The 18,052-nt window shown below is 70.7% G+C and carries 23 protein-coding genes, 1 tRNA gene and 1 pseudogene; 17 read left to right on the top strand and 8 right to left on the bottom strand.

What is annotated here, in order from left to right:
- From GJ634_RS08850 to GJ634_RS08835, 4 genes are all read left to right on the top strand, one after another.
- On the top strand, positions 1–734 hold a 734-nt coding region (locus GJ634_RS08850), incomplete at its 5' end, for a (Fe-S)-binding protein (RefSeq protein ID WP_197425460.1).
- A 163-nt stretch (positions 735–897) separates the two neighbouring features.
- On the top strand, positions 898–2,577 hold the full coding sequence (locus GJ634_RS08845) for a flippase activity-associated protein Agl23 (RefSeq protein WP_157502258.1): 1,680 nt from the start codon (positions 898–900) through the stop codon (positions 2,575–2,577).
- Between the two features lie 138 nt (positions 2,578–2,715).
- Positions 2,716–4,026, top strand: coding sequence for an ATP-binding protein (locus GJ634_RS08840; protein ID WP_331714075.1), 1,311 nt, complete (start codon positions 2,716–2,718; stop codon positions 4,024–4,026).
- A complete protein-coding gene (locus GJ634_RS08835; RefSeq protein WP_157502254.1) occupies positions 4,023–4,841 on the top strand; it encodes an MBL fold metallo-hydrolase in 819 nt (272 codons plus the stop codon). Before GJ634_RS08840 ends, GJ634_RS08835 begins: the two co-directional genes overlap by 4 nt.
- Here GJ634_RS08835 and GJ634_RS08830 read toward each other — a convergent pair.
- Both GJ634_RS08830 and GJ634_RS08825 read right to left on the bottom strand, forming a co-directional pair.
- On the bottom strand, positions 4,838–5,182 hold the full coding sequence (locus GJ634_RS08830) for a hypothetical protein (RefSeq protein ID WP_157502252.1): 345 nt from the start codon (positions 5,180–5,182) through the stop codon (positions 4,838–4,840). The genes GJ634_RS08835 and GJ634_RS08830 overlap by 4 nt on opposite strands.
- A gap of 57 nt (positions 5,183–5,239) precedes the next feature.
- A complete protein-coding gene (locus tag GJ634_RS08825; RefSeq protein WP_331714074.1) occupies positions 5,240–6,226 on the bottom strand; it encodes a DUF5787 family protein in 987 nt (328 codons plus the stop codon).
- A gap of 168 nt (positions 6,227–6,394) precedes the next feature.
- Between GJ634_RS08825 and GJ634_RS08820 the strand changes: the two genes are divergently transcribed.
- From GJ634_RS08820 to rdgB, 10 genes are all read left to right on the top strand, one after another.
- Entirely contained in the window at positions 6,395–7,633 is a 1,239-nt protein-coding gene (locus GJ634_RS08820) for a translation initiation factor IF-2 subunit gamma (protein ID WP_157502250.1), read from the top strand.
- Between the two features lie 11 nt (positions 7,634–7,644).
- Entirely contained in the window at positions 7,645–8,010 is a 366-nt protein-coding gene (locus GJ634_RS08815; protein ID WP_231736998.1) for a twitching motility protein PilT, read from the top strand.
- On the top strand, positions 8,011–8,580 hold the full coding sequence (locus GJ634_RS08810; protein ID WP_157502248.1) for a DNA-directed RNA polymerase: 570 nt from the start codon (positions 8,011–8,013) through the stop codon (positions 8,578–8,580).
- Entirely contained in the window at positions 8,581–8,778 is a 198-nt protein-coding gene (gene spt4, locus GJ634_RS08805) for a transcription elongation factor subunit Spt4 (RefSeq protein ID WP_157502246.1), read from the top strand.
- A gap of 1 nt (position 8,779) precedes the next feature.
- Complete coding sequence (locus tag GJ634_RS08800) at positions 8,780–9,313, top strand: GTP-dependent dephospho-CoA kinase family protein (protein ID WP_331714073.1); 534 nt, start codon at positions 8,780–8,782, stop codon at positions 9,311–9,313.
- 79 nt (positions 9,314–9,392) lie between these two features.
- Positions 9,393–9,704 carry a 30S ribosomal protein S24e gene (locus GJ634_RS08795; RefSeq protein WP_157502244.1) on the top strand — a complete coding sequence of 104 codons (312 nt, stop codon included), beginning with the start codon at positions 9,393–9,395 and terminating at the stop codon, positions 9,702–9,704.
- Complete coding sequence (locus GJ634_RS08790) at positions 9,704–9,838, top strand: 30S ribosomal protein S27ae (protein WP_157502242.1); 135 nt, start codon at positions 9,704–9,706, stop codon at positions 9,836–9,838. Before GJ634_RS08795 ends, GJ634_RS08790 begins: the two co-directional genes overlap by 1 nt.
- 8 nt (positions 9,839–9,846) lie before the next feature.
- On the top strand, positions 9,847–11,424 hold the full coding sequence (locus GJ634_RS08785; protein WP_157502240.1) for a bifunctional N(6)-L-threonylcarbamoyladenine synthase/serine/threonine protein kinase: 1,578 nt from the start codon (positions 9,847–9,849) through the stop codon (positions 11,422–11,424).
- Between the two features lie 39 nt (positions 11,425–11,463).
- On the top strand, positions 11,464–11,733 hold the full coding sequence (locus GJ634_RS08780) for a DUF5808 domain-containing protein (RefSeq protein ID WP_157502238.1): 270 nt from the start codon (positions 11,464–11,466) through the stop codon (positions 11,731–11,733).
- Between the two features lie 37 nt (positions 11,734–11,770).
- Entirely contained in the window at positions 11,771–12,325 is a 555-nt protein-coding gene (gene rdgB, locus GJ634_RS08775; protein ID WP_157502236.1) for an RdgB/HAM1 family non-canonical purine NTP pyrophosphatase, read from the top strand.
- A gap of 1 nt (position 12,326) precedes the next feature.
- On the opposite strand, the gene GJ634_RS08770 is transcribed toward rdgB, so the two are convergent.
- The 3 genes from GJ634_RS08770 to GJ634_RS08760 form a co-directional block, all read right to left on the bottom strand.
- On the bottom strand, positions 12,327–12,797 hold the full coding sequence (locus GJ634_RS08770) for a hypothetical protein (RefSeq protein WP_157502233.1): 471 nt from the start codon (positions 12,795–12,797) through the stop codon (positions 12,327–12,329).
- A gap of 87 nt (positions 12,798–12,884) precedes the next feature.
- Positions 12,885–13,652, bottom strand: a complete 768-nt coding sequence (locus GJ634_RS08765) for a DUF6517 family protein (protein ID WP_157502231.1) — start codon at positions 13,650–13,652, stop codon at positions 12,885–12,887.
- Between the two features lie 54 nt (positions 13,653–13,706).
- Complete coding sequence (locus GJ634_RS08760; protein WP_157502229.1) at positions 13,707–14,579, bottom strand: dihydrodipicolinate synthase family protein; 873 nt, start codon at positions 14,577–14,579, stop codon at positions 13,707–13,709.
- 201 nt (positions 14,580–14,780) lie between these two features.
- On the opposite strand from GJ634_RS08760, the gene GJ634_RS08755 reads away from it, so the two are divergent.
- The gene (locus GJ634_RS08755; protein ID WP_331714072.1) at positions 14,781–15,986 is read left to right on the top strand and encodes an inorganic phosphate transporter; all 1,206 of its coding nucleotides are present in this window, start codon (positions 14,781–14,783) and stop codon (positions 15,984–15,986) included.
- Positions 15,987–16,037: 51 nt separating this feature from the next.
- Positions 16,038–16,499 carry a hypothetical protein gene (locus GJ634_RS08750; protein ID WP_197425459.1) on the top strand — a complete coding sequence of 154 codons (462 nt, stop codon included), beginning with the start codon at positions 16,038–16,040 and terminating at the stop codon, positions 16,497–16,499.
- Positions 16,500–16,502: 3 nt separating this feature from the next.
- Here the strand turns inward: GJ634_RS08750 and GJ634_RS08745 are convergent, their stop codons facing one another.
- Complete coding sequence (locus GJ634_RS08745) at positions 16,503–16,709, bottom strand: hypothetical protein (protein WP_157502227.1); 207 nt, start codon at positions 16,707–16,709, stop codon at positions 16,503–16,505.
- Between the two features lie 142 nt (positions 16,710–16,851).
- Here GJ634_RS08745 and GJ634_RS08740 point away from each other — a divergent pair, with 142 nt between their 5' ends.
- On the top strand, positions 16,852–17,691 hold the full coding sequence (locus GJ634_RS08740; protein WP_157502225.1) for an aldo/keto reductase: 840 nt from the start codon (positions 16,852–16,854) through the stop codon (positions 17,689–17,691).
- A gap of 34 nt (positions 17,692–17,725) precedes the next feature.
- Here the strand turns inward: GJ634_RS08740 and GJ634_RS08735 are convergent.
- A tRNA-Thr gene (locus GJ634_RS08735) sits at positions 17,726–17,797 on the bottom strand.
- A 44-nt stretch (positions 17,798–17,841) separates the two neighbouring features.
- A pseudogene (locus GJ634_RS15465) lies at positions 17,842–18,052 on the bottom strand (hypothetical protein); the annotation flags it as partial.

Here is an 18,052-nt window from a genome sequence, read left to right as displayed (position 1 = left end):
CGGACACGTACACGAACTACTCGTACCCCGCCGCCGGGAAGGCGGCCGTGCGCACGCTCGAAGCCGCGGGCGTCCACGTCGCGATTCCAGATGACGTGGCGCCTTCCGGCCGCGCGGCGTTCTCCACGGGGATGCTCGACGCCGCCGGCGAGCGAGCGCGCGCGAACGTCGACCAGTTCGCCCCGCGCGTCGACGACGGCTGGGACGTCGTCTTCGTCGAACCCTCGGACGCCGTGATGGTCCAGGACGAGTACCGCGACCTGCTCGGCGACGGCGCCCGCGCCGCGGACGGCGGCACGCCCGCGGTCGAACGCGTCGCCGACAGCGCCTACGGCGTCTGCGAGTACCTCGACGCCTTCCGCCTCGACGACGCGCTCCCCGTCCCCGACCGCTCCCCGGGCGCCGCCGGCGCGCTCAGCTACCACGGCCACTGCAACCAGAAAGCCACCAACAAGGACCACCACGCGGTCGGCGTCCTCCGGCGCGTCGGCTACGACGTCGACCCCCTCGACACGACGTGCTGCGGGATGGCCGGGAGCTTCGGCTACCACGACGAACACTACGACCTCTCGCAGGCCATCGCCGGCCGCCTCTTCGAACGGGTCGACGACAGCGACGCCGACCGCGTCGTCGCCCCCGGCGGCTCCTGCCGCAGCCAGCTCCGCGACCGCGACGGCGCCGACGACCTCCCACCCCACCCCATCGAAGCCGTCGCCGAACGGCTGGACGACTGAAGCTCGGCTTTCTGAGGGGCGCCTTTTTGAGGGACGGCGCAACGAGGTGCTCCTCGCCGCTCGCGGTTCGCTGCGCTCACCGCTCGCGTTTCCGAGGGCCGGCGCTGCGCGCCGCCCCTCGCCATCCGGAAAGCGTTTATCCACCCCGTCGCAACCGCGTGATATGTCTCCGCCACGTGACGGGCGCGACCGACGCCGCGTCGCCGCCGCGCTCGTCGCCGTCGCCGCCCTCGCCCTCCTCGCGCGCCTCTGGAACCTCGGCTGGCGGGTCGCCCACCAGGACGAGGCCCGGGTCGCGGACTGGATTCTGCACTACATGGAGGTGGGGGCGTGGCAGTACCGTCCCATCATCCACGGCCCGTTCCTGCCGCACGTCAACGGCGTCGTCTTCGACCTGCTCGGCCCCTCGGACTTCACGATGCGGCTGGCCGTCGCGGTCGTCGGCGCGCTGCTCGTGGTGACCCCGTGGCTGCTCCGCGAGCGCCTCTCGCAGGCGGAGGTCGTCGCGGCGAGCCTCTTCTTCGCCGCCAACCCCGTGTTGCTGTACTACTCGCGGTTCATGCGCAACGACCTGCTGCTCGCGGCGTTCATGTTCACCGCGTTCGGGCTGTTCGTCCGCGCGCTCGACACCGGGAAGGCGCGGTACCTCTACGCCGCGGCGCTGCCGTTCGCGCTCGCGTTCACCACGAAGGAGAACGCGCTGCTGTACCCCGTCTGCTGGCTGGGCGCGCTCGCGCTCGTCCTCGACGGTCGGCTCGTGCTCGCGAAGGCCGACGAGGAGACGACGCGCTGGGCGGTCGCGCGGTCGCACGCCCGCCGCGTCGCGCGAGCAGCGTGGCAGTACAAACTCCACCTCGGCGCCGCGCTCGCGCAGGGCGCGGTCGTCCTCGTGGCGTTCTACGCCCCCAAGCCCGACCTCTACGAGGCGTTCCGGAACCCGTCGCTGCTGCCGGGCGTGCTCGGCGAGGCGACGCTCGGGTCGTGGAACGAGTTCATGGGGCTGTGGGGGTCGACGGGGATGCAGGAGCACTCCTACGTCGCGTTCCTGCGACACGACCTCACCGTGCTCGGCGTCGGCGCCACCGCGCTCGTCGTCTTCTCCGTGCTCGGCTTCCTCTACGAGCGGTACGCCGAAGCGGAGCCGCGCCCGGTCGTCGAGGTGTGTTTCTACTGGGGCGCGTTCTCCGTGTTCGGCTACCCCGCGGTCGCGGACATCTCCGCGGCGTGGACGATGATCAACGCCATCGTGCCGCTGGCGGTGCCCGCCGCCGTCGGCGTCGCGCTCGTCTACGACCGGGGTCGGACGGCGGCCGCCGAGGGGAACGCCGCGGGCGCCCGCGCCGTCGCGCTCGCCCTGCTCGTCACCGCCGCCGGCACCGGCGCGGTCGCCGCGCAGACGACGTACGCGAACCCGCAGGGGCCGGACAACGCGCTCGTCCAGTACGCCCAGCCCGCCGGCGAGATGCAGCCGACGCTCCAGGAGATCCGGGACATCTCCGCGAGCAACGACGGCGTCGACGTGATGTTCTACGGCGACGAGTTCCACCACCCCGACGACCTCACCGAGAAGCCGCAGTTGAACGTCACGACCGGCGGCTACAGCGGCTGGTACGAGCGCCTGCCGCTGCCGTGGTACTTCGACCGCTACGACGCGAACGTCTCCAGCACGCTCGACAACGAGACCATCTTCGAGTACAGTCCGCCGGTCGTCGTCGCGCTCGACGACCACGACGGGGCAATCGATGACGCGCTCACCGAGCGCGGCTACACTCGGACCGTCCACCAGGGCTACCAGCACAGCCGCCCGCTCGTCTTCTACGTCAAGGAGAACGCGACGGCCTGACTCCGGGCGGGACTGAAAGGAGCGTCCCGGGGCTTTCGAGGCGTCTTCGGTGCTGTCGTAGTCCGTAGCGTTCGCAGAGACGGCTCCCCACGACGACTGCGACGCGCTTATGCGCCCCGAGGTGGTAGGTCAGTGGTAGTGACTGAGGCGCTCGACGTCGTCGAATTCCTGTTGTCGGCTCGCGTCTACGACAAGCACCGGGAACTCGACGAGAACGACCTGCCGCCCGCGTACCGCAGCGTGCTCTGGGACGACGACGGCGTCCCTCGGCCGCCACAGACAACGGAGACCGCCGTCAGCGAGGGGTCCGGCGTGGACGAGCCGTGGGAGGCCATCTCCGGGCTGATGTTCACGGACCGCGACACGTTCGCGGGGAGCATGAGCCTCGTCGACGACGAGATGGCGATCGACTGGTTCGTCGACAACGCCGACGCCGAGCGCATCCGCGAGAACCCCGTGCTGGCGTACGCCGTCGGCGACGAGTTCGACGTGGACTACGAGGCCGCCCGCGAGGAGAACCGCCCCGTGCAGGCGGACCCGCAGTGGATCGACGGCCTGCTCTCGGAGTACTTCGACGAGGACGACGAGGAGATGCTGGACCTCGTGGAGGTGCGCTCGCCCGCCGAAATCGACGTGACCCTCGACGACATCGTGCTCACGGAGGAGCAGGAGAACGAGATCACGAAGGTCGCGAAGGCCATCGAGCACCGCGACTACCTCGCGACCATCGGGCTGAGCGAGATCGGGAAGCTCCTGTTCGTCGGGCCGCCGGGCACGGGGAAGACCTCGACCGCCCGCGGGCTCGCCCACCAGCTCGACCTGCCGTTCGTGGAGGTGAAGCTCTCGATGATCACGAGCCAGTACCTCGGCGAGACGGCGAAGAACGTCGAGAAGGTCTTCGAGGTGGCCAAGCGGCTCTCGCCGTGCATCCTCTTCATGGACGAGTTCGACTTCGTCGCCACCACGCGGACCGGCGACGAGCACAACGCCATCAAGCGCGCGGTGAACACGCTCCTGAAGTCCATCGACGAGGTGAGCCTCGTCAACGACGACGTGTTGCTCATCGGCGCGACCAACCACCCCGACGAGCTCGACGCCGCGGCGTGGCGGCGCTTCGACGAGATTCTCTCCTTCCCCCGCCCCGACGAGGGGATGCGCGCGGAGATTCTGGAGGTCGTCACCCGCGACCTCGCGGTCGAGGACGTCGACTACGAGGAGCTCGCCGCCGAGACCGAGGGGCTGACCGGCAGCGACCTCCGGCTCGTGCTCCGGGAGGCCGTCCTCGACGCGCTCGTGGAGGACCGCCGCACGCTCACCCAGGAGGACCTCGTGGAGGCGGTCTCGGACTTCGAGGACCGCGACCACCTCCGGAACCTCGACACGCTCGAGGAAGCCATCGACGACCCCGACGACGAGGACCCGCCCCACGCCGGCCACGACCACGCATGAGGGTCACGCTGCTCGGCACCGGCGACACCACGGGCACGCCGACGCCCGGGTGCGACTGCGAGACGTGCCGAGTAGCCCGCGACCGCGGCGTCGAACGCACGCGGTTCGCAGTCCACGTCGAGGACGAGGCCAGCGGCGACGCGCTCCTCCTCGATTTCAGCCCGGACTTCCGCACGCAGTTCCTCCGGGAGGACGTCGCCCTGCCGGACGCGGGCGTCGTCTCCCACATCCACTTCGACCACCTCGACGGCCTCGGGAACGCCTACCGGCTGTTCGACGACCTCCCCGTGTACGCCGCCGACGAGACCGACCCGAACACCGGCGAGAGCGTCGCCGAGACCGTCGCCCGGAAGTACGACTACCTCGACAACGTCCACGCCGAGGGCGTCTCCCCGCACGAGTCCTTCGAGGCGGCGGGCTTCGACGTGACGCTCGTCCCCGTCGACCACCCGCCCTTGCTCTGCTACGGCGTGGTCGTCGAGCGCGACGGCGCGAAACTCGCGCTCTCGGGGGACACCACCTACGACGTCCCCGAGGCGTCGCTGGACGCGCTCCGGGGCCCCGACCTCCTGCTCGCGGACGGCATCGTGCCCGCGCACCTCGCCGACCACCACCCCGTCGGCGGCCGCCACGAGGACGCCGACGGCGTGCCGCGGACGTTCGGCACGAAACACATGACGAAGGAGGGCGCGCTCGCGCTCGGCGACGACCTCGACGCCGACGAGACCCGCGTCGTCCACGTCTCGCACTTCTACCCGGCCGACGAGGCCTTCGCGGACGAACTCGCCGTCGACGGCGAGACGTTCACGCTCTAAGTCGGCTCCTCGACGGGGTCGGCGCGCGTCCACGCGACGCCGGAGACGAACCCGAACCCCGCGAACCCGACGGCGAGCACCAGCACCCACGGCGCGACGTCCGCGGCCACGAGTCCGAGCAGGCCGAACGAGAAGCCGCCGGCGAACCCGCCGGCCACCCAGTCCGGGCCCGTACGCCGGTCGCCGCGAAGCACGTCCGGGTGACGGCTCGCGTAGTAGCCGATGCCCGCGTACAGCGCGAGCGCGCCGACAGCGGCAGCTATCGGCGCGCCCGCGACTACGGCCACGCCCGCGGCTGCGAGTCCGAGGACGACCGATACCGCCCGCTCTGCTACCGCCATGTCGGCGTCGTCGCCTCGCCGGGACTTGAAACGGCCGGCGGGTTCGCAGGCGCTGCGTCAGAACTGGTCGAGGCCGGACTGCCGGCGGCGGCCGCTCGCGTCCGCGTGCCACGGCGTGTTCCGCTCGCGTTCGGCGTCGAGGTCCGCGTCCGGGGCGTCCGCCGGCTCGTAGCCCGGGCAGTCCGCGCCGCACTCGCTGGCGGGGTCGACGAGCCGGTCCTTGTACGCGCAGAACGGGAGCGCGTCGGCGTCGGCTTCGCTGCCGCGCGCGGCCCGTGCACACGCCGGGAGCTCGTACGTCCGCCAGCCCTTGCCGTACGCGCGCTCGGCGACGCGGCGGCGCTGGCGGGCCTTCTCGGCGGCCGTGACGGGACGGACGTCCGTCTTCCCCGGCTCCGAGTCGAGAACTTCCAGCCCCGGGCCCGCGGAGTCCAGCGGTTCCGGCTCTCGAACGACGTCGATGGGGTCGGCGGCGTCGAAGTCCACGCGCCAGACCCCGACTGCGTCCGGGAACCGGTTGAGGTGGGCGCGCGTGACGTGGCTCTCGGTCGCGACGACCGCGTAGTCGAGGACGCCGAGGCTGGCGTCGTGGCGCAGCTGGCGTTCGAGGTCGCCCGGCCGCCCGAGGTCGGGCTTGTTCTCGACGCCGACGAGCCCCCCGAACCAGTCCGGATAGCGGGCGTGCTGGCGGACGACCGTCTGGCCGCCGCGGCGCTCGACGTCGAGGAAGCCGGTGTCGGCGCCGCGCTCCGCGAGGCTACGGGCCCGCTCGGGCGGGCCGTCGAAGACCCGCGTGACGCGCTCGTACTCGCCGACGGGGACGTCGGCGTCGAGCACGGCGGGCGGAACCGTCTCGCTGGTGAGGTCGGTGCGGGCGTCGAACTCCGGACCTGGGAGCACGCAGACGGCGTCGACGATGCGGCCGCCGGCGGCGTGGACGCTCGTGCCGAGCTGGCGGGCGACCACGCCGGCGTCGCCGACGCTCGGGGCGCCGCTGGCTTCGAGGCGCGCGCACAGCCGGAGTTCGAACCCGAACTCTCGCACGCCTCTCCGTTCGTCGTTGACGGGGTTAAAACGCCCGGTTCGGTCGGCGAGTCCGCGACGCCCGCGGGCCGCAGAAACGGGCTGCGGGGACGCGGGGACGCGGCGCCTCTGTAACAGTAGGTTTATCAGTCGTTCGGGGCGAAATTCACGCAAGATTACTCTGTGAACATGGCAGACAACCACCGACAACCGGAGGTGAACATCGGACTGGTCGGTCACGTCGACCACGGAAAGACCACGCTCGTCCGGGCGCTCAGCGGCGAGTGGACGGACCAGCACTCCGAGGAGATGAAACGCGGCATCTCCATCCGCCTCGGGTACGCCGACGCGACGCTGCGGCGGTGCCCCGACTGCGACGAGCCCGAGTGTTACACCGTCGCCGAGGAGTGCCCCGAGCACGGCACGGAGACGGAGGTGTTGCGCACGGTCTCGTTCGTGGACGCGCCCGGCCACGAGACCCTGATGGCGACGATGCTCTCCGGCGCCGCCATCATGGACGGCGCGGTGCTGGTCGTCAGCGCCAACGAGCCCGTCCCCCAGCCCCAGACGGAGGAACACCTGATGGCGCTGGACATCATCGGCATCGACAACGTCGTCATCGCGCAGAACAAGGTCGACCTCGTGGACGGCGAGCAGGCCCGACAGAACTACGAGCAGATCCAGGAGTTCGTCGAGGGCACGGTCGCCGAGGGGGCTCCCATCGTCCCCATCTCCGCCGAACAGGAGATCAACGTCGACCTCGTCATCGACGCCCTGCAGTCCGAGATTCCGACGCCCGAGCGGGACCCGGACGCCGACCCGCGGATGTACGTCGCGCGGTCGTTCGACATCAACAAGCCCGGGACGAAGTGGGGCGGCCTGCTGGGCGGCGTGCTCGGCGGCAGCCTCGTGCAGGGGCGACTCGACGTCGACGAGGAGATCGAACTCCGCCCCGGCCGCGAGGTCGAAGAGGGCGGGAAGACGGAGTGGCGGCCCGTGACGACGTCCGTCCGGAGCCTCCAGGCCGGCGGTGAGGACGTCGACGCGGCCTCGCCCGGCGGCCTGCTCGGCGTCGGGACCGGCCTCGACCCGAGCCTCGCGAAGGGCGACGCGCTCGCGGGACAGGTCGCCGGCCCGCCGGAGACGCTCCCGCCGACGTGGGACTCCTTCACGATGGACGTCGACCTGCTCGAGCGCCTCGTCGGCGCCGAGGAGGGCGAGACAATCGACGAGATCAGCACCGGCGAACCGCTGATGCTGACCGTCGGCACCGCGACCACCGTCGGCTCCGTGACGAGCGCTCGCGACGGCGAGTGCGACGTCAAGCTGAAGCGGCCGGTGTGCGCGCCCGAGGGGTCGAAGATCGCCATCAACCGCCGCGTGGGCGCGCGCTGGCGGCTCATCGGCGTGGGGACGCTCACGGAGTGATGCGGGTCGCCATGGACGCCAACGCGCTGATGATGCCGGTCGAGAACGGCGTGCGAGTGTTCGACGAACTCGACCGAATCTTAGACGAGTACGCGGCCGTCGTCCCCGAGACGGTCCGCGCGGAGCTGGCGAAGCTCGGCGCGGGCGCCGGGGAGGAAGCGACGGCCGCGAGCGTGGCGGCGGACCTGGCGGACCGGTGCGACTCCGTGGCGACCGAGGAATCGTACGCAGACGACGCGCTGTACGCGCTCGCCGTCGACGGCGACGCGGACGCGGTCGTCACGAACGACGGCCCCCTCAAGGAGCGCCTGCTCGACGCGGGCGTGCCGGTAATCCATTTAAGGGGCCGGAATCAAATGACTATCACTCGACCATAAATGTACAAGCGAGCACGGCTGAAAGACACGATTGAGGTTCCGCCCGAGCACCTCGGGGACGTGAGTCCGGACCTCGTGAAGCGGCTACTGCAGGACAAACTGGAAGGACGGATGGACGAGGACATCGGGAGCGTCGTCACCGTCACCGAGGTCCACGACCTCGGGGAGGGCGCGGTGCTGCCGAACCGTCCGGGCGTCTACTTCGAAGCGGAGTTCGACGCCGTCACGTTCGACCCCGAGATGCAGGAAGTCATCGACGGCGAGATCGTCGAAGTGGTGAGCTTCGGCGCGTTCGTCGGCATCGGCCCCGTCGACGGCCTCCTGCACGTCTCCCAGATCAGCGACGAGTACCTCGCGTTCGACGAGGAGAACCAGCAGCTCGCCTCCCGGGAGTCCAACAGCGTCATCGGCACCGGCGACTCGGTGCGGGCCCGCATCGTCACGAAGAGCATCGACGAGCGCAACCCCCGGGAGTCGAAGATCGGGCTCACGGCGAAACAGCCCGGCCTCGGGAAGCACGGCTGGCTGAAGGAGGACCGCGAGCGCGAGCAGACCGAGGAGGCCGAGTAGATGGCGTCGAACCGCCTGGCCTGCCACGACTGCCACCGCATCGTCGAGTCGGACGAGGAGATGTGTCCGTACTGCTCGTCGACGAGCCTCACGGAGGACTGGGCGGGGTACGTGGTCATCACGCACCCCGAGCAGTCCGAGATTGCGGAGAAGATGGAGGTCTCGGAGGCGGGCGAGTACGCGCTGAAGGTCCGGTAGCGTGACTCGCGCGGCCGCGACGCTCCCCCCGGACGCCCGCGGGGCGTTCAAGGAGCCGCTGGGTCCCGTCTACGAGGACGCCCAGCGACTGCTGGCGGACGCGGGCACCCCCGTCATCGCGGTCGGCGACGTCGTCACCTACCACCTCGTCGCGGCGGGGGCGCCGCCGAAGGTCGCCGTCGTGGACGGGAAGACCGAACGCGAGGCCGTCACCGCGGAGGTCGCGGGCGGCCGGCCGGACGCCGACCGCACCGTCGAGGTCGAGAGCGACCCGGGCACCATCTCGGCGGCGCTGCTCGAGGCGCTCGTCGACGCCATCCGCGCCGAGGGGTCGACGCTGCTGTCCGTGGACGGCGAGGAGGACCTCGCGACGCTGCCCGCCGTCGTCGCGGCGCCGGTGGGCGCGAGCGTCGTCTACGGCCAGCCCGGCGAGGGGATGGTGCTGGCGAACGTGACGAGCGCGCTGAAGGAGCGCGCGAACGAGCTCTGCGAGCTGCTGGAGACGACCGAGGAGTTCTGGACGCTGCTGGAGTGAGCCGGCGGCGGGCTCGCGGCCGCAATCAGCCCTTCGAAATGCTTTTACTGATTTCGCGTTCATATACGAACAACTGACCATGGAAATCGAGATTCTGGAGCAGGAGGACAACCCCCTGCTTCACCGGACCGAGGTCCAATTCGAGATCGAACACGAGGACGCGACGCCGTCGCGGCTCTCCGTCCGCGACAGCCTCGCGGCGAAACTCGACAAGGACTCCGAGGAGGTCGTCGTCCACGAGCTCGACACGAAGTTCGGGATGCGGAAGACCATCGGCCGCGCGAAGACCTACGACTCGCCGGAGGCCGCCGCGGAGGTCGAACACGAGCACATGCTCGACCGGAACAAGATCGGCGCCGAGGAAGAGGCCGAGGCGGAGGAGGCCGAATAATGGCTCGCGGCGACTACTACAACGACGACGGCACGACGGACAAGGAGATGTGCCCGCGCTGCGGGGACACGTTCCTCGCGGACCACGGCGACCGGGAGTACTGCGGGAAGTGCGGCTACACCGAGTGGAACTGACTCGGTAGATGCGGGTTCTCGGAATCGAGGGCACTGCGTGGTGCGCGAGCGCGGCGCTGTACGATTCCGAGACTGATTCTGTCGTCATCGAGTCCGACGCGTACGCGCCCGACAGCGGCGGTATCCACCCGCGCGAGGCCGCCGAGCACATGCGGCAGGCGGTTCCCGCCGTCGTGGAGACTATCCTCGACGACAGCGACGGCGACGTCGACGCGGTCGCGTTCTCCCGCGGCCCCGGCCTCGGCCCCTGCTTGCGCATCGTCGGCTCCGCTGCGCGCGCGCTCGCGCAGACGCTGGACGTCCCGCTCGTCGGCGTCAACCACATGGTGGCCCACCTCGAAATCGGCCGCCACCGCTCGGGCTTTTCCGCGCCCGTCTGTCTGAACGCCAGCGGCGCGAACGCCCACGTGCTCGCGTACCGGAACGGCCGCTACCGCGTGCTCGGGGAGACGATGGACACGGGCGTCGGGAACGCCCTCGACAAGTTCACGCGCCACGTCGGCTGGAGCCACCCCGGCGGCCCGAAGGTCGAAGCCCGCGCGAAGGACGGCGAGTACACCGACCTCCCGTACGTCGTGAAGGGGATGGACTTCTCGTTCTCGGGCATCATGAGCGCCGCCAAGCAGGCCTACGACGACGGCACGCCCGTCGAGGACGTCTGCCGCGGCCTCGAGGAGACGGTGTTCGCGATGCTCGCGGAGGTCAGCGAGCGCGCGCTCTCGCTGACCGGCCGCGACGAACTCGTGCTCGGGGGCGGCGTCGCCCAGAACGACCGCCTGCGGGGGATGCTCGAGACGATGTGCGAGCAGCGCGGCGCCGACTTCTTCGCGCCCGAACCCAGATTTCTGCGGGACAACGCGGGGATGATCGCGGTGCTCGGCGAGAAGATGGCCCGCGCCGGCGACACCGTCGCAATCGAGGACTCCGCCATCGACTCGAACTCCCGGCCGGACGAGGTGCCGGTGACGTGGCGCGAGCCCGAGCCGCCCGCGCGCCCCGACAGCGACGTGCTGCAGGGCGCCGAAGCCACGGTCACGTTCGCCGACGACCACGTGACGAAGGCCCGGCTCCCGAAGCGCTACCGCCACGGGTCGCTGGACGCGCGCCTGCGCCGCGACCGCACCGTCCTCGAAGCCCGCCTGACGAGCGAGGCGCGCCGCCACGGCGTCCCCACGCCGCTGGTCTGGGACGTCGACGTCCCGGAGTCGACGCTGACGCTCCAGCGCGTCGGCGACACGGACCTCCGGGACGCACTCACCGAGGCGCGTGTCCGGGACGTCGGCCGCCACCTCGCGACGATTCACGGCGCCGGGTTCGTGCACGGCGATCCGACGACGCGAAATGTTCGAGTATCTGAAGTCGGCGAGGACGACCGGACGTTCCTCATCGACTTCGGGCTCGGCTACTACACGGACGACGTGGAGGACTACGCGATGGACTGCCACGTCTTCGAGCAGAGCCTCGCGGGCACCGCCGACGACCCCGAACCGCTGACCAAAGCCTTCGAGGCCGCCTACGGCGAGGCCGGGGACGCGTCGGTGCTCGACCAGCTGCGGGAAATCGAGGGTCGCGGCCGCTACCAGTAGCCCCCAACTGATTTGGGGGCTGGCGCCGAACCGACTGGTATGGTCGAGAAACCGTCGAGTGGCGAACTGTTCGGCGTGCCGTACAACTTCGAGCGCCCGAAGCTCAGCCGGATGCTGGAGTCCTACTGGCAGCCCGGCGAGGGGATGCTCGTGGAGAAGCCGTTCGGCGTCGGCTACACGCTGAACCTCGCGAACTGGCGGTCGTGGGTGGTGCTGGCGGTCGCGGGCGTGCTCCTCTGGCAGCAGCAGAACGACGGCGGCGAGGACGACGCCGTCGAGGAGGCCGTGGAAGTCGTCGTCGACGAGTAATCGACGCACCCAACTCGGTGCGCGCCGACGCGTCGGTATGCGCACGCTCCGGTTCGTGACGACGAACCCCGGGAAGGTCCGGGAGGCCGAACAGTACCTCGCCGACGTCTACGACGTCGCCCAGCACGACTACGACTACGCCGAGATTCAGAGCGACGACCTCGCCGACATCGCGGCCCGCGGCGCCGAGGACGCCTACGACGCCCAGGACGCCGACGTGCCCGTAATCGTCGACGACGCCGGGCTCTTCGTCCGCGGCCTCGACGGGTTCCCCGGGCCGTACTCCTCGTACGTCGAGGACACGCTCGGTGTCGAACGCGTCTGGCGGCTCGCCGAGGACTTAGAGGACCGCCGCGGCGCGTTCCGGTGTACGGTCGCGTACGCGGACGGCGACGTGACCGAGACGTTCTCCGGGGCCGTGCAGGGCACCATCGTCGCGCCGCGCGGCGACGGCGGGTTCGGCTACGACCCCATCTTCGAGCACGACGGGGAGACGTTCGCGGAGATGGACACCGAGCGGAAGAACGCGCTCAGCCACCGCGGCCGCGCGCTCGCGAAGCTCGCGGACTGGCTCGCCGAGCGCGCGGACTGAGCTACTCGCGGGGGTCGCGGTCGGGGCCGGGGTAGTCGCCGCCCGCGACGGTCGGGTAGAGCTTCTCCGGGTCGAACAGCCGCGCGAACGCGTCCGGCGCCTTCACGCTGACGTCCACGCGCGCCTTGAGCTCCATGCCGGTGCGCGCCGAGCGCAGCGTCTCGTCGTACGAGAGGACGTGAGCGGCGTCGCCGGCGTGTGCGGCGGCGAGCGCGGGCTGGTCGCCCTCGGGGTGGGAGACGAGCGTCGCCTCGCCTTCGACGCGCTCGCGCCAGTCCGCGGCGAGCGCGGGGTCGCCGAGCGCGGCGACGACGGCCTCGGCGTCGTCGAGCAGCGGGCCGCTGGCGACGAGGTCGACCCACGAGTGCGAGCGCACGTGGTCGAGGGCGGCGCGCGCGTCGCCGTCCACGAAGAGGTCCGCGGCGAGCACGTCGGCGTCCGCGGCGACCCGCGCCGGATGCACGTCACTCATCGTCCCTCTGTTCGTCGAGGGCCGCTCGCACGTCCTCGACGCCGGCGTCGTGATCGGCGGCGCGGTCGAACAGGGCTCGCCACGTCGTCATTCTGTCGCCGCCATCAGGCCGCGGACCTCCCGCCGGTACTCGTCGGGCGTGAGCCCGAGGTCGACGTCGACGGAGACGGTGATGGCCTCCGAGAGGCTCGTCTCCGACGTGGTCGCGAAGTTCTCGCCGGGGTACGCGCCGCCCGCGACGACCACGTAGTCGCCCTCGTTCCACACCGCGAGGTCGCCCGCGACCTCGATGGCGCCCGCCTCGATGGTGAACGTCTCCCCGCTGGCCTCGTACTCCAGCGTGCCGACCGGGTACTCCGCGCTGAACGTCGTGAGGCCGGGGCTGGCGCCGGAGGCAGTCTCGAACTCCGCCTCGCCGGTCTTCGAGACCGACTCCAGCCCGGTGTCCCGCATCCGCTGCTCGAACTGGTCCTCGGCCGCCGACCGGACCTCCGAGAGCAGCTCCGCGCGGCCGACGCCGCCCGGGAGGTTGTTGAGGTCCGGCGAGAAGTTGATGTGCGACGCCGAGTAGAGCGCGAGCGTGCCGTCGATCTGGCCGAGCGTCTTCTCGCTGACCTCCGCGGCGAGCGCCTCGTCCTCGTAGGTCACCGTCGTGGACTTCGCGGTGACCGTGACGGGGCCGAAGCGCTGCTCGAAGACGGTCGCTTCGCTCTCGTCGGTCTTCGTCCAGCCGCCCTCGGCGAGCCGGTCCTCGGGGACCGTCGGCGGCGCGACGGAGCCGACCGCGCCCGAACAGCCCGCGAGCGCGCCCAGTCCGACGACGCCGGCGGCGCCGAGGAACCTGCGTCGGTTCATGCCCGAAATTCGGTGGCTCCGCGGTAATGGGTCTTCCGCCGGGCGCGTCGCTCGCTACGGGAGCGCGTCGTCGACGAGCACGCCGAGTTCCGCCGCGACGTCGTCGCCGACCGGCCGGTGGGGCGACCGGACGCCGCCCGCGGGCAGGTCCCGGGAGCGCATCGCGGCCTTCAGGCCGGGGACGCCGTACTCGGCGGTGACCGCGTGGTTGAGGTCGAGGACCCGGCGGTTCACGTCCCGCGCGGCCTCGTCCTTCCCGGCGGCGTGGAGGTCTCGCACTTCGGCGGCGCGCTCCGGGACGACGTTCGAGACCGCGAGGACGCCGCCGTCAGCGCCCGCGTCCAGCGCCGCCGCGAACACGCCGCCGCTCCCGACGAACAGCTCGAACTCCTCGTCGGCGGTGTACTCGCGGGTGCGCTGGAACGCCGCGAGGTCGCCCGCGGAGTCTTTCATCCCGGCGACGTTCGGGTGGGCCGCGAGCCGCTCGACGGTCTCCGGGTCGAGCGCGACGCCCGCGTACGCGGGGACGCTGTAGAGGTAGACGGGCAGCGGCGAGGCGTCGGCGACCTCGCGGTAGTACGTCTCGAGGTCGGACTGGCCGTGGTCGTAGTAGAACGGCGTCACGACGAGCGCGGCGTCGGCGCCCGCGTCGGCCGCGCGCTCGGTCGCCTCCAGCGTCTCCCGGATGCCGAGGCTGCCCGTGCCCGCGACCACGGGCACCTCCGAGGGGACGGCGTCGACGACGGTCTCCACGACGGCGGCGCGCTCGCCCGCAGTCAGCAGTTCGGCTTCGCTGTTCGACCCGCAGGGCACGAGGAAGTCCGCGCCCGCGTCGGTCACCCACGTCGCCAGCTCCGCGATGGCGTCGTGGTCGACGGCGCCGTCGCCGTCGAACGGCGTCACCAGTGGCACACCGAGTCCGTTCATGCGCGACCCCACGCACCCCGGCACCGTAGCCTTTCGTGCCGCGGCGCGTCTGACGAATCTTTATTACGGGCGAGGAGACACGCATCGGTTGGACGCGCGTTCGACTCTCCCCCACTCTCCCCCGCGCGTCCGGCACTCCCCACTCCCGCTCTCCCGCTCCGAGTGAGAAGCGGTTATGTTCCCCTCGCTCTTACCCCGCCCGTGACCGAGACACTGCTCGTCGTGGGCGTGCTCATCGCGTGTTTCGTCGCGTACAACATCGGGGGCGCGACGACCGGGCCGGCGTTCGGCCCGGCGGTCGGCGCCGACGCCATCTCGAAGGTGACCGCGGCCGCGCTCATGTCAGTCTGCTTCTTCGCCGGCGCGTGGACGCTCGGCCGCCGCGTCGTCGACACGCTCGGCGAAGGCCTGCTCGCGGAACCCGGCGTGTTCACGCTGCCCGTGAGCATCACCGTCCTGTTCTTCGTCGGCGGCGCGCTCCTCGTCGGCAACCTCTCCGGGGCACCCGCGTCGACGTCGATGACGGCGGTGGGCGCCATCGTCGGCCTCGGCGTCGCCGCCGACAGCGTCGACTGGTCGGTCGTCGGCGAAATCGCGCTCTGGTGGCTGGTCTCGCCCGCCGTCGGCTTCTGGGTCTCCGTGATGCTCGGGCGGTACTGCTACCCGCTCATCGACCGCGTGTTCGCCATCGACCAGACCGACGGCCCGCTGGTCGTCCTCGAGCGCACCGGCCCGCTGGTGCGACCCGCGCTCGGCCCGAACACCACCCGCCGGGAGTTCGTCGGCACGCTCGTCGTCGTCGCCATCGGCTGTCTGATGGCGTTCAGTTCGGGGACGAGCAACGTCGCCAACGCCATCGCGCCGCTCGTGGGCAGCGGCGAACTCGGGATGAACGTCGGCATCCTCGTGGGGTCGGCGGCCGTCGCCGTCGGCGCGTTCACTATCGCGCGCCGCACGATGGAGACGCTCGGCAACGACATCACCGACCTCCCGCTGACCGCGGCCATCGTCGTCGCCGTCGTCAGCTCCACCATCGTCGTCGCGCTCTCCGCGGCCGGCATCCCCGCGAGCTTCGTCGTCATCGCCACCATGTCCATCGTCGGCCTCGGCTGGGGGCAGGCCACGCGGACGTTCACCGTCGCCGACGCCGTCCGCGGGCGCGCGAACCCGCGGGTGTCCGTCGGCGCGCTCACCAGCGACGAGGACGCGCCGACCGTCGGCGACCCCGCGATGGCCGGCGAGGGCGCGACCAGCGGCATCGGCGAGGAGTCCTCCGAGGACCTCCCGGACAGCTCCGAGCTGTTCGACCCGTCGACGACCGTCCGCGTCGTCGCGATGCAGAACCTCGTCCCGCTGGCCGCCACGGTCGGGTCGTACGCCACCTTCGAGGTGCTGTTCTTCGGCTGAGTCCCCGTGCGGGCGTAGGGAATTTCACTCGCCGGCCCGAACGTGGACGTGATGCCACCGCTCAGTGGACGACAGACGCAGTTCTACATCGACGTCGTCTACGGTCTCGCGTTCAGTCTCGGGTTCGGCTACCTGCTCGTCTTCGGGATGGACGCCCGCGTCGCGGCGCTGCAGGGCGGGCTCGTGCTCGGCTACTTCCTGCGCGTCTGGGAGAACATGAGCATCTACGAGCAGATTCTCGAGGAGGAGGTCGCCGAGGAGGCAGAGACGCAGGTCGCCGCCGAGGTCGAAGACCAGGTCTCGGGCGCGGTCGCCGACGAAGTGGAGACCCACGTCGAGGAAGAAGTGGACGACACCGTCCGCGAGCGCGTCGAAGCGGAAGTCGACGATCGCGTGCAGGAACGCGTCGAGGAGGAGGTCGACGACACGGTCCAGGAGCGCGTCGAGGAGGAAGTCGAGGAGCGCATGGAGGACGCCGACCGGCCGGACGCCGTCGGCGATCCCTCGGCCTGACTGCTACCCGGCCCAGCCGCCGGGGACGTCGTTGGCGACGCGGTCGCGCCACGCGTCGAAGTCCGCGTCGCACTCCGGGTTCTCCTCGACGTGTACCATGAACCCCTTCCCCGGCGAAGCGACGTACTCGCCGCAGAACGGGCACTCGTGGGGGTCGGGCTCGTGCGCGTCCGGTTCGGTCGCGTCGTCGCTCGGGTTCTTCGTCGCCATGTGTGCCGCTCGCTCGCGAAGAACATTAACTCTGTTCCGTATACAGGTTATTTCGATATAATGTGGTTAAATGCCAATTAGGAATCGGGCGCAGGGTCGACGAGCCAAACGCCTTTGGGGGTTTCCGCGCAACGACACGACGATGACACCACCGACGAAGACGCTCCCGAGCGGCGACGAACTCCCCGCAGTCGGCGTCGGCACGTGGGACATCGGCGGCGACACCGTCCGCGACGCCGTGCGCGCCGGCCTCGACGCCGGCTACGCGCACGTCGACACCGCCGAAGGCTACGGCAACGAAGCCGAGATCGGGGACGCGCTCGCCGAGTACGACCGCGACGACGTCTTCCTCACGTCGAAGGTCCTCCCGAAACACCTCGACTACGAGTCGGTCATCGAGTCCTGCGAGGCGACCTTGGAGCGACTCGGCACCGACTACCTCGACCTCTACCTCGTCCACTGGCCGAACCCCGCCATCTCCCTGCGGGAGACCATGGACGCGATGGCGACCCTCCACGACCAGGGGAAAGTCCGGAACGTCGGCGTCTCGAACTTCAGCGCGTACCAGCTCAGCTGCGCCCGCCACGTCAGCGACGTCCCCATCGCCGTCAACCAGATCGAGTACCACCCGTGGAACACCCAGGACGACGTCGTCGACTACTGCCGGGAGACCGACACCGTCGTCGAAGCCGCCGCGCCGCTGGGGCGCACGGAAGTGTTCGCCGACGACACGATTCAGGCGGTCGCGGAGAAGTACGAGCGCTCGCCCGCACAGGTCGTCCTCCGGTGGGCGGTCGAGAACGACGTCGTCCCGCTCCCGAAGTCCTCGACGCCCGAGCACGTCCGCGCGAACCTCGAGGTCCTCGACTGGGAACTCGACGACGAGGACCGCGCCCGCATCGACGACATCGACCACCACCAGCCCGTCTACGACTTCCCCGCGCGGGACTGGAGCGGCGACACGTACGGCATCTCCGAGTAGCTGCAGGGCTACTCGGTTTGCGGCGAGAGGAGAGAGCCTAGGCCGGGATTTGAACCCGGGGTCTCGTCCTTACCAAGGACGCGCTTTACCGCTAAGCTACCCAGGCGCGTACTCGTTAGGAGGCGCGGGGACTTCTTTAGGAGTTTCGATTCAGCGGTCCGCAGTCGACGTGGGGCTGACCCGTTCGTCCCCCTGCCGGCTGCCGACTCTTGCCATCACGTCCTCGATCTCCTCGGGGAGCGCGTCGGCCGCACGGGGCAGCGGGACGGCGGCGTTGTCCGCCAGGCCGACGACGTACTGGCGGAGCGCCACGGGCGTCTCGCCGCCCGCCGCGGTGCCGCCCGCGATGGCCGCGAGTTCG

This window comes from Halobacterium sp. CBA1126, assembly GCF_009741975.1.
Taxonomy (GTDB): domain Archaea; phylum Halobacteriota; class Halobacteria; order Halobacteriales; family Halobacteriaceae; genus Halobacterium.
This window is presented reverse-complemented; position numbering and strand designations above follow the sequence as displayed.